A 13393-nucleotide genomic window follows, 5' to 3' on the forward strand; every position below is an offset into this window, starting at 1 on the left:
TTCATTTTGCAAACTTATGCCTGCCTATGACAGTATGCACAGTCCTTGACCATATCCACGAGCTGGTTGTCTTTGCAGGATTATAATAGTATAGTGCTCCGCCTGAAGGATCCCAACCATTTAATGCATCTCTGGCTGCCCTTATGGATTCTGCATCTGGCTGCAGATAAAGCTGACCATCTGATACTGCAGTAAATGCACCAGGTTGATATATAACGCCCGCTATTGTATTAGGAAAAGAGGGATGTTTTGTCCTGTTAAGTATAACAGCAGCTACTGCCACCTTGCCTACATATGGCTCACCTCTAGCCTCTCCATGTATTGCTCTAGCTAAAAGATATACATCTCCCCTATCACCGCCACCACCCCTAGATGATTGATAAGTTGTAGCCTTTTTCTGCTTCCATGGGATTCCCAAAGCTGCAGCAGTTTTTTTACCTACTATTCCATCTTGACGCAGTCCATTTTTCTTTTGAAATTTTTTTACTGCCTTAAATGTTCCTCCACCATATCTCCCGTCTATAGGCCCATCATAATAGCCCCATTGCCTTAGTTTCCTTTGCACTTCAGATACCTTGCTGCCCTTAGAACCCCAATACAGTGGCATAAATACTGATATATCTCCATAATTATATTTTGTATCCAATATCATCCCCGTACAAATAAAAAAGGTCAACAAAACAGTTATAATGATGGACAAGCGCTTTTTATTCATAACACCATTCCTTTCTAGCCTAATCCTTTCATTATATTTTTTGTTAACCTCATATATTTATTCATCCAGCCATGTATGTATAAATGAAAACATCTTTGCCATCTTTGGCATGGAATTGGAAATCCACTCCTGGGTTTTAAACCTATATTCCACCTTTATCGATTGATTATCGGTAGATTTATCTTGAAATACATTATTATCATCTTCTTCGCCAATATCATTATCTTTAATAGTTTGGCCCTCCCTTACCACTCCATGGGTTATGTCTACAAAACACAAAGGAGGAAACATAACACACCACCAATTTGCCCCTTCCCCTTCGCCTAAAACCACCCTTAATGCATGATAGCGACCTGCTGGAAGCACTAAACTACCATACGCCTTAGTAGGAAAATCAAAATAACCTAATTGGGCTGTCGCCCCATAATCCATACCACTTTTCTCTATCTCTTCTAGAGCTAAATGCTCCATATCCTGCAAATGCTTCTCTATCTCCCGTGCTGCTTGATCTTTTGAATCTAAATCCTTAAACCTTTGTCCAAATTCCTCTAGTAGCCTATCCCGTACTCTAAGCTTTAACCGTTGATCCTCAGGAGAATCGCTATTGGCTATAACGTGAAATCTTATATATTCATTATTATTGGTTTTATGTATATTTTTTATATTATATATAAAGCACAAAACTATCATAATACATACAAGTGTTAATATGTAATATTTTTTTCTCATATGTCAATACCCCCAACAATGCTTATTTATTAGAAGTATTGACACTATTTCATTTTTTAAACATGGTAATATACGCCACAGCATATTATTTTTACCATTTAACATCTATGCTAAATAATACATACACCACAAGGACATGTCCTGGTAATATATATATCCCCATATGTCTCCTTAAGTGTTAGATAAGCCCTATATGCCTCTTCTCTAGTATTAAACAGCCCATATACACTAGGACCACTTCCGCTCATTAAAACACCCAATGGTTTAAATCTATTAATTTCCCTTTTTATATCATATATTCCACCATAAATAGTTTCTGTCACATCCTCAAGAACATTTTCCATGTATCCTCCAATACCTTCTATATCTCCCGCCTTTAAGAAATCTATAATAGCCGTGGTATTTGGCCTTTTACATGTCTTTATAAGATCAAGGGAACTATATACTTTCCCTGTAGATACAGAGATAGGGGGTTTTACTATTACTACATGACAATTTAAATCAACGGATAATGGTGTTAAACGTTCCCCTATCCCCTGGGCTAGCGCAGTGCCTCCCATAATGCAAAAAGGCACATCAGCTCCTATAGAAACTGCCACCTTCATAAGCTCATCCCTATTTGCATCTATATCCCATATTCTGTTAAGTCCCCATATGACAGCTGCAGCATCTGCACTGCCTCCCGCCAAACCAGCTGCCATTGGGATGCTTTTTTTTATGTATATATCAACTCCATCTCCTACGCAAAATACATCCTGCATCGCTTTAGCTGCCTTATAAGCGATATTATCATTACCTAGAGGTACATCCAGACAATCTGCAGATACGTCTATACCGCCCCTAGTTTTTGTCAAGTATACCGTATCGCAAAGTTCTATAGATTGCATAATCATCTCCACTTCATGATATCCATCCTGTCTTTTGCCTGTAACATCAAGGCTTAAATTTATCTTGGCAGGAGCCTTTATTATTATCTTTTTCATATTCACCTTATCTTTCGCCCTTTCATCCATTTTTTGATTTAAATACACCTTATATTATATGTTTTTTATATACAATATAAAAGTTTAAAATGGCTGATTTTATACTATTGACAAGCAAAAGGCAAAGGGGTAGAATGTACTTAGGTGAAAAGTTAGTCTAAACTAATCTTTAAGGTGGGATAGATATGAATCAGATAGATATTTCCCCTTCGCTGCAAGATTACCTAGAAACTATACTGAATTTGAGCAATGAATATGAAACTGTTCGAGTTACCGATCTAGCTCAAGAGATGAATGTAGCAAAATCTAGTGTGCATCAAGCAGTGACTCAACTTAAAAAAACTGGATTGGTAGAACAGGAACCTTATGGTCCTCTAATACTTACCAAAGAGGGAGAAAACATAGCTAAGAAAGTATTGGAAAAACACCATTTACTAGTAAAGTTTTTTACGGAGGTACTGGATGTAGACTATAATACCGCCCAAAAAGATGCTTGCCTCATAGAGCACTCTATCAGTCCTGTAACTGTAGAAAAGCTTATTAATTTTCTTGAACATTATATCCAAGAAAATTAAAAATATATTATTACTTTTTATCAGGAGGTGTATATATGACTACCAATATAATACCGTTATCATGTGCAAAGTCTAATACCACAGTGGTGATAAAGAGGATAAACGGAGGTAAAAAACTTCGCAACCGTCTAATGGAACTTGGCATTATAGAAGGCGCAGAAATAGATGTCCTTAGTAATAGTGGAGGCCCCCTTATTATAATGGCAGGCAATAGTCGATTTGCTCTAGGTCAAGGTATGGCTCAAAAATTATTGATAGATGAGGCGTATTCTGGGCAAAAAGTTAGTTCAAACTAACAAACATAAGGGAGGTTTTTATATGGGGAATTGTACCATTGCACTGGCCGGCAATCCTAATACCGGTAAAACATGTATTTTTAACAATTTAACAGGGGCTAAACAACATGTTGGCAACTGGCCAGGAGTTACAGTAGAAAAGAAAGAAGGAATGATAAATCATAAAGGATATGATATAAGGATTGTAGATCTGCCAGGGACCTATAGTCTAGGTGCATTTTCAGGCGATGAGATAGTTGCCAGGGATTATATAATATCAGAATCCCCCGACGCAATAGTTAACGTGGTAGATGCGACAAACCTTCAAAGAAATCTATATTTAACAGTACAGATTTTAGAAGCTCAAACCAATGTGATAATAGCCCTTAATATGATAGATCAGGCCAAAAAATATGGGATTGAAATCAATACAAAGAAATTATCCCATATGCTAGGTGTACCCATAGTTCCAACTATAGCAGCAAAACAAAAAGGCATGGATGATATATTAGATACGGTTATAAAGGATCAGAAAAATGTCTCCCATACTTGGCATATAGACTATGGCAGCATCATAGAACCTAAGCTGGCAGCACTTAAAGAATATATACAAACAAACGACATTATTTCAAAAAAATATCCTGCCAGATGGTTAGCTATAAAACTATTAGAAGGAGACGAAGCTGTAACAGATGATATAAGAAAGCTATCTGGAGGCACAGAACTCTTAAATGTCGCCAATACCGCAATATCCAAGATAGAAAAGGAGTTAAATGCTCCTTTGGATTCAGCAATTATAGAAAAGCGCTATCAATATATAAATATCTTGATAGAAGAATGTGTAGATACCACAAGAACTAAAACCGAAACTATTACAGATAAAATTGATAGCATACTTACCCATAGACTATTCGGGCTACCTATATTTTTAGCCATAATGATACTGGTATTTGAGTTTACATTTAAACTTAGTAAACCCATTGTAGACTTGATAGAAAATGGATTTAAATCTTTGGGCATATGGGCTCAAACCTATTTAGCAGGGATTAATGCTCCGGAATTATTTATATCTTTTATAGTAGACGGCATTATAGCTGGAATAGGAGCGGTATTAGCCATACTTCCCGTACTAGCCCTCCTGTTTCTAGCAATAGCTGTATTAGAAGACAGCGGTTATATGGCTAGGGTAGCATATATAATGGATAAGCCAATGAAAAAAATAGGGCTCCATGGAAAGGCCTTTATACCTTTTATACTAGGATTTGGCTGCAATGTGCCAGCCATAATGTCCACTAGAACGCTAGATAATGATCGTGATAGAATGATAACCATACTATCAAATCCCTTCATATCCTGCGGCGCCCGCCTTCCCATATATACGGCATTTACCGCCGCTTTTTTTCCAAAGCATCAAACATTGATTATAATGTCATTATATGCTTTAGGCGTCCTAATTTCTATTGTAACAGTCAAAATTTTTGGAGGACTGGTATTTAAGGATGAAGATTCGTCTTTTATTATAGAGCTTCCACAATATCATATGCCCACTATAAAAGGCTCCATGCTACTCATGTGGGAAAAAATAAAGGATTTTCTAAAGAGGGCAAGCACCATCATATTATCGGCAATTATAGTTATATGGGCTCTCTCTACACTACCAGTTGGTGTAGAATATGCCAGCGATAAAAGTGTGGTAGGACGCATAAGTTCGTTTATAGCACCCATATTCAAACCTGCTGGCTTCGGTACATGGCAGGCTACTATTGCCCTTATCTTTGGTATATTAGCTAAAGAGATAGTAATAGGCACCCTTGGGGTAGTATATAAAACAGGCATACAGGGTTTAAATGCAGCATTAACTCTGCACTTTACTCCATTGTCAGCCTACTCATATATGGTAATGTCCCTTTTATATGCACCTTGTATATCCACCATAAGTGTTATAAGAAGCGAAACCAAATCTCGGAAATGGACGGCTATATCCCTTATATATAGCTTTGCGGTGGCATGGATTACATCCGTTTTAATATACCAGATAGGCAGCCTTATAATAAGCTAGTACATCTTATATGAAAGAAGGTGTATTTATAATATGAAGGCCATTGAAACGATTTTAATATTGTCTATTTGCATAATTGCAGCCATAATACTGTATAAAAAGACAATAAAGGCTCCTACATGCACTTCCTGCAGCGATTGTCCCCTTGCATCAAAATGTAATAGTCCAAAGGATAAGCAATAGGGAAAACCCGCTTTGTATCCTACAAAGCGGGTTTTTATTTTATTGGGCAGATACCTGATAGTCAAATTTTTTATATATAATTATTCTACTACCTACTTCAAGATGATCCTCATCTTCTATATCATTATATTTAAGGATATTTTCAATCGTCGTATTATATCTCTTGGCAATATTCCACATATTATCCCTAGGCTTCACGAAATAGATAAATATGCCTCCCTCGTTTGGCTCCTTATCCTCTACCTCTTCAAAACCTAGTAATATCTCCTTTTCAGATATGGTCCATACCTCCGACCTTGCAGCTATATTTACCTTTAACTCCATTTCATCAGGAGATAAAAGAACAAATTTTACATCCTCCACCTGCAGTGAACTTTTTGAATACATATCTTCGTTTATACCATTTATCTCTACAGCCTGCCTAAATGGAATATCCTCCTGGAAGTTTCCTACTACACCGCCCATCTCACCTGAACGATATATGATATTAGATGCCAGTATGCCTTCTATAATGACCTGCCCTTCCCTTATCTCTTCATCACTGATTATAGGTTGAACACTTACATGCATTACCTCATCAGCCTCCGGCATACCTTGGGGAAATGATATACTCTCCTTTACTACAGTCTGTGATTGTCCTTCACCCATGCTCTCAACTAGCTTTACACTGCGCTTTTTAAGTTGCAATCTTGTTTGAGGACTATATGCATCCGTTACTATGCGCTTGTTCTCTATTTCAAATACTTCTCCTTCTACACTTAAGAGCACTTCTATTCCTATAATCCTAAGCTCACCATTTATATCCTCCCGAGCCTCCACATATACATCTTCTACAGTAACATTTGCATCACAGTCCATCCCCTGGTAGGCACCTGGTATGTCTACAAAATGCCCAAATTCTATTTGACAATCAAAATAGTTTATTGGCCTGCTATCCTCTTCACATAAATATAATATTCCAACATCTATAGTACCATTTACCACTATCTTATTATCCGCTGTGCGCTTATCATCTATTGTAGTTTGTACCTTTTCCCTTAGTATCCTGTGTATAGATGGCATATCATCGTCTAAGACCACATCTTCCCTTATTACAGCCTGAGAAACCCCTTGACCCTGGCTAGTGCTTATCATTATATCATCCTTAAGCGCCTGTACCTTTTCCTCATCCTTAAAGTCTTTTATAGCCTCCAATTGGAGCTCTTGATTTACTTTTGCATTTACATCAAGTACTGCCTTTATGCTTATCTTCCTGCTGTTTATAATATCATAATCCAAATGTTCCACATAGATATTCACATATGGTACCATCTTAGGCTTTATATCGGGCATATCAATATAATGGGTAAAACTAGTCTCTACATCCATGCTATCTAAATATTGGTTGTCTCCATCGGCCACATAAAGGATATTATACTTTATTGTGCCTTCAACCATTACCTTATCCTGGATAGCTTCCTTACTGTTTATCACCACCCTGCCCAATACATCCAAAATTTTTGCAATATCCGGCTTAGCTTCAGGTACTATAATATCAGCCTCTACCAAAGCCTGGGATAGTTGTTCCCCGACTACTTCATCTATCTTAATCAGGTCCCTTGTAAATTCGATGGCCATTTTATTCCTCCTCCCGGCCTATTTTGCACCAAAATATTATCTTATTATATTAATATAAACGACCATCGAAAAATATGTTAAATTTTTTGGTTATTTTTACATACGATGAGTTCTACATTAGAAGTCAGTATATCAAAATACGTATAGGACAACATTTGCACATTCCGTTCATCTATATCCACCTGCACCGTAAAGATATTGGGATATGTATCATATATCACACCTTCCTTTACATATATCTTACGTCGGCCACTGTTGGCCTTTAAATGCACTTTTTCACCCCTGTTGGATTTCACTACTTCCTTGACCTTTAGTAGAGCTTGGCTATCTATCATTGTATCACCCTTCATAGTTATTTTGTAATAGTGTTCCCATTATGGAGTATTTTTATCCTGTAGGATTTATTCATAAAATCACATAAAAAATCATTCCAAAAAAAGGATGCCCAACTGCTTAATGCGTGGACATCCTTTTAATAGAGCAACAATCTCTTTGCAAGGACGTTTTTGTATACGTCATTATTATCTCCTTAGCAGGATAAAATATGCATTCTATAAGCTAGAAATCATCGTCATCATATTCATCATCCGATGTTTCATCAAAATCCTCATCTAGGTCTATTTCTAACTCTTCAAGTTCTTCCAAACTTTCTTCCTCTACATCATCATCTCGGACCTCATCATCTAAAAGATCGTCCCAGCCATCGTCTTTGTCCTCCTTGTGAGTAGTCTCATCCTGCATGTGTTCAATCATACACTGATTGCACATCTCCTCACCGGATTTTATAATATTTTCTCCGCACTCCGGACAAATATCATACTCTTCTTCATCCTCATCATTATTCCGTAGTGCTTTACTTACTTCCTTAAGGCATACCTTGCACAAAACATCGGTATCCTTTATATAGTTTAAATTACAACGAGGACATTTTTTGTAAGCCATGGCCTATCCTCCCTCCAATCTTGCATGTTTTACTAGTATTACAGCTTTAGTATTTATAAAATATGTTGTTATATTCAAAAAGACGTATTCGACATACTATAAAAAAATCCTGCCATTTAGAGAAATACACTTTTTATATGTTGCGATTATACCACTTGAAAAGCAGTTTGTTCAAGCCCAATAAGCAATGATTTTAAATATTTTATTGTCTTTTGGATATAAAATTAATTGTTGCATATATAGATAAAAAGTCGGCTTAGCATCTATAATTGCCAAACCGACTTTTTTAATACTAATCTTTATATTTTGCAAGTAAACCCTGTAAATTTATAAGATGACTCTTTTCTTCCTGTAAAAGCTTTCTGAAGGCATCCTTCGCTTCTACGTATTTAGAGTATATAACCATCTCTGTATAAAAGAGTATGGATTCCTTTTCCGCCTGAATCCCTATCTTCAATACATCTTTAACATTCTGGATCCTATCTATTACCTCATCCTGTTCCTTTTCATTTGGGAAAATAGTGCTTTCTACCATAGCATAAAAATATGCTGAGACATCAGGATCGAAGAGATAGGAATCATCAAAGTATTCTTTATTCTCCAATGCCTGATCATATAGCATCCTAAAAGTCTCTGCATGCTCGCTTTCCTGCACAGCTAACTCATTTAACATATCTTTCACATCGGGGTCATCCAGTTTTTGAGCAGCAGCCTTGTAAAATCTCTCTCCACGTTTTTCAATATTTATAGAAATCCTAAGGGCTTCTAAATCATTAAATGTACTCTGAGCCATTCTACTTCTCTCCCCTCCTAAATATATTTATTTAGATTATACTTTGCCTATCGTTTCAATCTCTATTCCAGTCTAAAATAATATGCCGTCAACCTCCGGAAACTTTGTGATATCGGAAATCGATGGCATCTTATACCTATTCTACGGTCTCATAAAAAAACTAAATGCTTCTTTAACTGCACCATTAACATTATCTGGGTTTTTAATATTGCGTATATGATATAGATTTCCACCATAGTCATTAGCCTGATTATCACAAATATAGGCATAACCATAGTTACCCTTTTCAACCCATTGCATAAATATGTAGGCATGTGTGGGAGTCCCGTCCTTATTGCCCGCCGCATCTGTAGTGAATACAATATCTCCAGATTTTAAATCCTTATAATTAGTATTCTCCTTCCAGCCTCTTTCTTTCAACGCCGACATAAGTTGGGATGTGTTGCAAACCCCCTCTGAAATAGGAATACCATTTTGCCTTAGTGCTTCTGCTACGAAATATACACAAGTATTAATTGTCTTTCCTCCATTTAAAGCTACAGCCACAGTAAATATTCCGTCCCTGTTGCCTGCTTCCATCAAGTACGAGTACATCTGATCTATTGAATGCCTTTCAGCATTTGGTTTTAAAATCAGCCTATTCACTAATAATAACGCTATAACTATGAATATTATATTTCTCAATACTCGCCTTAATTTCTTCATATACTTTTCCATCCCTAACATTTATCCTATAGGCCATTATACAGTATATTTTTGTATATATCAAGCATTCGCAGCCATGTACATATGGGCAAAATTGCGTCCAAAATCTTTAGCCCCATTTAATTCTTCTGCATTTGGTACAAGTTTTACCCTATAGCCTGGAGATATTACCTTAAGCCCTAATGATTTAAGTCTTCCTTCTATCATACCAACTGCTTCGCCACTCCAGCCATACGAACCAAATGCAGCTGATAGTTTGCCTTTATTTTTAAAAGCATTTATATATGACATCAATCGCCATACAGGCTCCAATGCATCCCGATTGATAGTAGGAGAGCCCAATAATATAGCATCAGATCTGTCTATCTTAGGTATAATTTCAGATATATCATTTTGAGATATATCCAACATCTCTATATCAAAATCACCTTCAGCCTTAATACCTTCAGCTATAGCCTCGCCTATACGCTTTGTATTGCCATAGGCTGATACATATCCTATGAATATCTTTTTTGGATCGTTTTTATCTAAAATATCCTTGCTCCAGCCCTCTACCATATTTATGGTGTCCCATGGATTATCCCGCAGTATTGGACCATGGGAAGGACATACAATATCAATGGACATATCCCTTATCTTATTTATAGCATCAAGCATATGCGCCTTAAATGGGCTCATTATAACATCAAAATAGTATCTCTGTGCAGGCACTATATCCATATCCACTTCATCATTAAACATATGTCCTGCATCCTTTGGGCAATAATGACAGCCAAATACATCACCTGAAAACAAAATATTTTCCTCTACCAAATAGGTAAACATTGAATCTGGCCAATGTAGAAATGGAGCTGATATGAACCTTAATGTCCTACCTCCAAGATCTATGGTATCTCCATCCTTTGCTATTATATGGGGAAAATCCCCATTTACTATATCCTTTAGATAGATATATGCCGGTCTTGAAGATACTACCGTAGCATTTTTTGCCTGGTCTAAGAACTCTGCTAGAGATCCTGAATGATCAGGTTCAGTATGATTTAGTATTATATAATCAATATCCTTTGGATCTACAATTTCCTTTATGGTTTCGAGCTGATCGTCATCAAACCCACCCTTAACCATCTCTATAACTGCTACTTTATCCTTTCCCTTTACAACATAGGAGTTATAAGTAGTACCCCATTCTGTATTCATTATAACATCAAAAACTTTAAGTCCCGGATCCATGACACCTACCCAACTAACACCTTTTATAATTTCGCGACTATTCATACAAACACTCCTTCCCCATAACCAAATATGTATAATATATATTCAAGCAAACGCTGTATAAACTGAAACTTTGGCCGGAAGACTATTCTCCCGGCCCGACTACTCTGGCGCAATTCCTATTCTTCTACAGGTTCAAACATATCTTTGCCTACGCCACATTCCGGACATACCCAATCCTCTGGTAGATCTTCAAATGCCGTACCAGGTGCTATGTCGCTATCTGGATCTCCTATCTCCGGATCATAAATATAACCACATACCGTACATTCATATTTTTTCATAGTAATATGTCCCCCTTATTCAAATTGATGTTCATTATCTATAATACCCTGTATTAGAACAATAAAACAAAAATTTATCAAAATATCATATAACTATATTGTCTATTCCATCCCTTATTTCTTCTAAAACTTTGGGATGCTTTTCACACTTAAGGGCCTCTTTTAAGATTTTAAGCCCCCTACTCCCGCCTATCCTACCAATAGCCCATGCGCTATGGCCCCGTATGGGGGGATGGGGATGCACTAGCGTATGCTCAAGATAGGGTATATATGATTCATCTTTAGAGTTCCCTGCAATTATGACCGCAGTTGATAATATACGCTGTGCCCTGGCAAAATTTTTGCCTATTATATCACCCATATCGGATAATTGCCCCTTCAATCCCCTATCCCAGTTTGCCATAAGGCTTTTTATGTCAAATGGAGATACTTCGTCCCAGGGCGGGAGCACATATTTATCTTTATACATTTTATTCCTAGGACAAACCATCTGACATATATCGCATCCTAACAATCTCTGGCCGATCTTTTCCCTTATATTCACTGGTATAAAGTCAGATGAATGCATATTATATCTTACACATCTGCTTTGTATTATTGCCCCATTTGGACCTATTGCACCAGTAGGACAACTATTTACACAAATGCTGCATTGCCCGCAGTCTGATATGTCATCCATAGACCCATCTGCTGGAAGTTTGGCATCGGTTAATATGGAATGGAGTGTTATAAAGGAACCATATGCCTTTGTATGTATTACCCCATTTTTCCCAAAATATCCAATCCCCGCCCTATTGGCAGCTGACTTTAAAGAAAAAGGGGCATCAATTATAGCTCGATACCCCTTCTGTATTAAAAATTCCCCTAGCTTTTTCATGGACTCATGTCCTATTGGATAATATTTGTAATGGGCTGAATAACTGCCATAGCCATTCGGAAATTTCACCTCATATGGTACATATGGAAAAACGGCTACTATTATAGAGTTAGCCGAAGGCAATATCTCTTTTACATCATGCACCATACCCCTTTTATCCCAGCTATCACTTGTAGAAGGATCTAGTGATTTTATATTTTCAATACTATTCTTCCACAAATCAAAAGGCTTTACATCAGTCACCTTTATTATCCCAAAGCCCAAAGCCTTACCGTATTCTATTAGCTCATTTTTTAAATCTAATTCATCCATATTATTTAAGAATAAATCCTACCTTCTTGTATACCTTTGATAGTGTCCTGTTTGCTATATATCCCGCTTTCTCCGCTCCTGTCTTCATTACCTGTTCTAAATATCCCCTATCATTCATAAGCTCACTGTAACGCTTCTGTATAGGAGATAGGGTTTCTGCCACCGCTTCCCCTACTCTAGCCTTGAAATCACCATAACCTTTACCATCAAATTCCCGCTCTATCTCTTCAAAGGTTTGTCCTGTAACGCTTGAATATATGCTCATGAGATTGCTTATGCCAGGTTTATTCTCAACATCATAACGCACTATAGCCTCAGAGTCAGTAATAGCTCTCTTGAATTTCTTAATTATGACATTAGGTTCATCAAGTAAAGCAATATAGCTGTTTGGATTTTCATCCGATTTTGACATCTTCTTGTCAGGATCTTGAAGGCTCATTATTCTAGATCCAACCTTTGGTATATAGGGTTCCGGTATGGTAAATACATTTCCATATATATTGTTGAATCGTTCTGCTATATCTCTAGTTATTTCAAGATGCTGCTTTTGATCTTCACCTACAGGTACCAAATCGGTATGGTAGAGCAGTATATCAGCAGCCATGAGCACTGGATATGTAAACAATCCTGCATTTATATTGTCAGGATGTTTCTTTGATTTATCCTTGAATTGGGTCATTCTTCCAAGTTCCCCCATATATGTATAGCAATTTAATATCCATGATAGCTCTGCATGGGCACTTACATGGGATTGTATAAATATTATACTCTTTTCCGGATCCAATCCGCATGCAATATATTGGGCCAAAAATGACAGACTACGTTTTCTAAGTTCTACAGGATCCTGCCTAACCGTTAAAGAATGGAGATCCACTATACAGTATATGCAATCATATTTATCTTGAAGTTCTGTCCAATTTTTTATGGCACCTACGTAATTTCCCAATGTTAAAAATCCTGAAGGTTGACTTCCACTGAAAATCCTTTGTTTTTTATCCATCAAATATACACCCTTTGCAACTTAATCTTCATTACATTTTAACATCAAAGGTCTTATAAATTCAAGTCAAAT

16 protein-coding genes are annotated in these 13393 nt (G+C 36.8%); 4 read left to right on the top strand and 12 right to left on the bottom strand.

Going from position 1 to position 13393, the window contains the following annotated elements; translation table 11 throughout:
- Position 1: 1 nt before the first annotated feature.
- The 3 genes from sleB to ispE form a co-directional block, all read right to left on the bottom strand.
- The gene (sleB, locus tag EJN67_RS02000; protein WP_129721617.1) at positions 2-715 is read right to left on the bottom strand and encodes a spore cortex-lytic enzyme; all 714 of its coding nucleotides are present in this window, start codon (positions 713-715) and stop codon (positions 2-4) included.
- A 57-nt stretch (positions 716-772) separates the two neighbouring features.
- Positions 773-1444, bottom strand: coding sequence for a stage II sporulation protein R (gene spoIIR / locus EJN67_RS02005; protein ID WP_129721619.1), 672 nt, complete (start codon positions 1442-1444; stop codon positions 773-775).
- A 110-nt stretch (positions 1445-1554) separates the two neighbouring features.
- Positions 1555-2457 carry a 4-(cytidine 5'-diphospho)-2-C-methyl-D-erythritol kinase gene (ispE, locus tag EJN67_RS02010; RefSeq protein ID WP_243641202.1) on the bottom strand — a complete coding sequence of 301 codons (903 nt, stop codon included), beginning with the start codon at positions 2455-2457 and terminating at the stop codon, positions 1555-1557.
- A gap of 155 nt (positions 2458-2612) precedes the next feature.
- Between ispE and EJN67_RS02015 the strand changes: the two genes are divergently transcribed.
- The 4 genes from EJN67_RS02015 to EJN67_RS13970 are packed head-to-tail and all read left to right on the top strand — an operon-like array spanning position 2613 to position 5519.
- Entirely contained in the window at positions 2613-3002 is a 390-nt protein-coding gene (locus EJN67_RS02015) for a metal-dependent transcriptional regulator (protein ID WP_129721621.1), read from the top strand.
- A gap of 35 nt (positions 3003-3037) precedes the next feature.
- Positions 3038-3298 (top strand): FeoA family protein, encoded by a 261-nt coding sequence (locus EJN67_RS02020; protein WP_129721623.1) that lies wholly within the window; start codon positions 3038-3040, stop codon positions 3296-3298.
- 22 nt (positions 3299-3320) lie between these two features.
- Entirely contained in the window at positions 3321-5336 is a 2016-nt protein-coding gene (gene feoB, locus EJN67_RS02025; protein ID WP_129721625.1) for a ferrous iron transport protein B, read from the top strand.
- A gap of 33 nt (positions 5337-5369) precedes the next feature.
- Positions 5370-5519, top strand: coding sequence for a hypothetical protein (locus EJN67_RS13970; protein WP_165000682.1), 150 nt, complete (start codon positions 5370-5372; stop codon positions 5517-5519).
- A 39-nt stretch (positions 5520-5558) separates the two neighbouring features.
- On the opposite strand, the gene EJN67_RS02030 is transcribed toward EJN67_RS13970, so the two are convergent.
- The 9 genes from EJN67_RS02030 to trpS all read right to left on the bottom strand — a co-directional run bounded on the left by EJN67_RS02030 (position 5559) and on the right by trpS (position 13321).
- Positions 5559-7136, bottom strand: a complete 1578-nt coding sequence (locus EJN67_RS02030; RefSeq protein ID WP_129721627.1) for a DUF3794 and LysM peptidoglycan-binding domain-containing protein — start codon at positions 7134-7136, stop codon at positions 5559-5561.
- 77 nt (positions 7137-7213) lie between these two features.
- Positions 7214-7471 (bottom strand): Veg family protein, encoded by a 258-nt coding sequence (locus EJN67_RS02035; RefSeq protein WP_129721629.1) that lies wholly within the window; start codon positions 7469-7471, stop codon positions 7214-7216.
- Positions 7472-7694: 223 nt separating this feature from the next.
- On the bottom strand, positions 7695-8078 hold the full coding sequence (locus EJN67_RS02040) for a hypothetical protein (protein ID WP_129721631.1): 384 nt from the start codon (positions 8076-8078) through the stop codon (positions 7695-7697).
- Positions 8079-8370: 292 nt separating this feature from the next.
- Positions 8371-8871, bottom strand: coding sequence for a ferritin family protein (locus tag EJN67_RS02045; RefSeq protein ID WP_129721633.1), 501 nt, complete (start codon positions 8869-8871; stop codon positions 8371-8373).
- A gap of 141 nt (positions 8872-9012) precedes the next feature.
- Complete coding sequence (locus EJN67_RS02050; protein ID WP_129721635.1) at positions 9013-9576, bottom strand: peptidoglycan amidohydrolase family protein; 564 nt, start codon at positions 9574-9576, stop codon at positions 9013-9015.
- Between the two features lie 60 nt (positions 9577-9636).
- Entirely contained in the window at positions 9637-10851 is a 1215-nt protein-coding gene (locus EJN67_RS02055) for an FprA family A-type flavoprotein (RefSeq protein WP_129721637.1), read from the bottom strand.
- Positions 10852-10967: 116 nt separating this feature from the next.
- Positions 10968-11132 (bottom strand): rubredoxin, encoded by a 165-nt coding sequence (gene rd / locus EJN67_RS02060; RefSeq protein ID WP_129721639.1) that lies wholly within the window; start codon positions 11130-11132, stop codon positions 10968-10970.
- Between the two features lie 85 nt (positions 11133-11217).
- Positions 11218-12321, bottom strand: a complete 1104-nt coding sequence (locus tag EJN67_RS02065; RefSeq protein ID WP_129721641.1) for an epoxyqueuosine reductase — start codon at positions 12319-12321, stop codon at positions 11218-11220.
- A 1-nt stretch (position 12322) separates the two neighbouring features.
- The gene (gene trpS / locus EJN67_RS02070) at positions 12323-13321 is read right to left on the bottom strand and encodes a tryptophan--tRNA ligase (protein WP_129721643.1); all 999 of its coding nucleotides are present in this window, start codon (positions 13319-13321) and stop codon (positions 12323-12325) included.
- Between the last annotated feature and the right edge of the window lie 72 nt (positions 13322-13393).

Source organism: Xylanivirga thermophila, assembly GCF_004138105.1.
GTDB classification, from domain to species: Bacteria; Bacillota; Clostridia; order Caldicoprobacterales; family Xylanivirgaceae; genus Xylanivirga; species Xylanivirga thermophila.

Coding starts and splice junctions, on each gene's coding strand:
- EJN67_RS02045 (WP_129721633.1), bottom strand. CDS start 8,871: ATGGCTCAGAGTACATTTAATGATTTAGAAGCCCTTAGGATTTCTATA.
- EJN67_RS02040 (WP_129721631.1), bottom strand. CDS start 8,078: ATGGCTTACAAAAAATGTCCTCGTTGTAATTTAAACTATATAAAGGAT.
- trpS (WP_129721643.1), bottom strand. CDS start 13,321: ATGGATAAAAAACAAAGGATTTTCAGTGGAAGTCAACCTTCAGGATTT.
- EJN67_RS02020 (WP_129721623.1), top strand. CDS start 3,038: ATGACTACCAATATAATACCGTTATCATGTGCAAAGTCTAATACCACA.
- EJN67_RS02035 (WP_129721629.1), bottom strand. CDS start 7,471: ATGATAGATAGCCAAGCTCTACTAAAGGTCAAGGAAGTAGTGAAATCC.
- spoIIR (WP_129721619.1), bottom strand. CDS start 1,444: ATGAGAAAAAAATATTACATATTAACACTTGTATGTATTATGATAGTT.
- ispE (WP_243641202.1), bottom strand. CDS start 2,457: ATGGATGAAAGGGCGAAAGATAAGGTGAATATGAAAAAGATAATAATA.
- EJN67_RS02055 (WP_129721637.1), bottom strand. CDS start 10,851: ATGAATAGTCGCGAAATTATAAAAGGTGTTAGTTGGGTAGGTGTCATG.
- EJN67_RS02050 (WP_129721635.1), bottom strand. CDS start 9,576: ATGAAGAAATTAAGGCGAGTATTGAGAAATATAATATTCATAGTTATA.
- EJN67_RS13970 (WP_165000682.1), top strand. CDS start 5,370: ATGAAGGCCATTGAAACGATTTTAATATTGTCTATTTGCATAATTGCA.
- EJN67_RS02065 (WP_129721641.1), bottom strand. CDS start 12,321: ATGGATGAATTAGATTTAAAAAATGAGCTAATAGAATACGGTAAGGCT.
- rd (WP_129721639.1), bottom strand. CDS start 11,132: ATGAAAAAATATGAATGTACGGTATGTGGTTATATTTATGATCCGGAG.
- EJN67_RS02030 (WP_129721627.1), bottom strand. CDS start 7,136: ATGGCCATCGAATTTACAAGGGACCTGATTAAGATAGATGAAGTAGTC.
- sleB (WP_129721617.1), bottom strand. CDS start 715: ATGAATAAAAAGCGCTTGTCCATCATTATAACTGTTTTGTTGACCTTT.
- EJN67_RS02015 (WP_129721621.1), top strand. CDS start 2,613: ATGAATCAGATAGATATTTCCCCTTCGCTGCAAGATTACCTAGAAACT.
- feoB (WP_129721625.1), top strand. CDS start 3,321: ATGGGGAATTGTACCATTGCACTGGCCGGCAATCCTAATACCGGTAAA.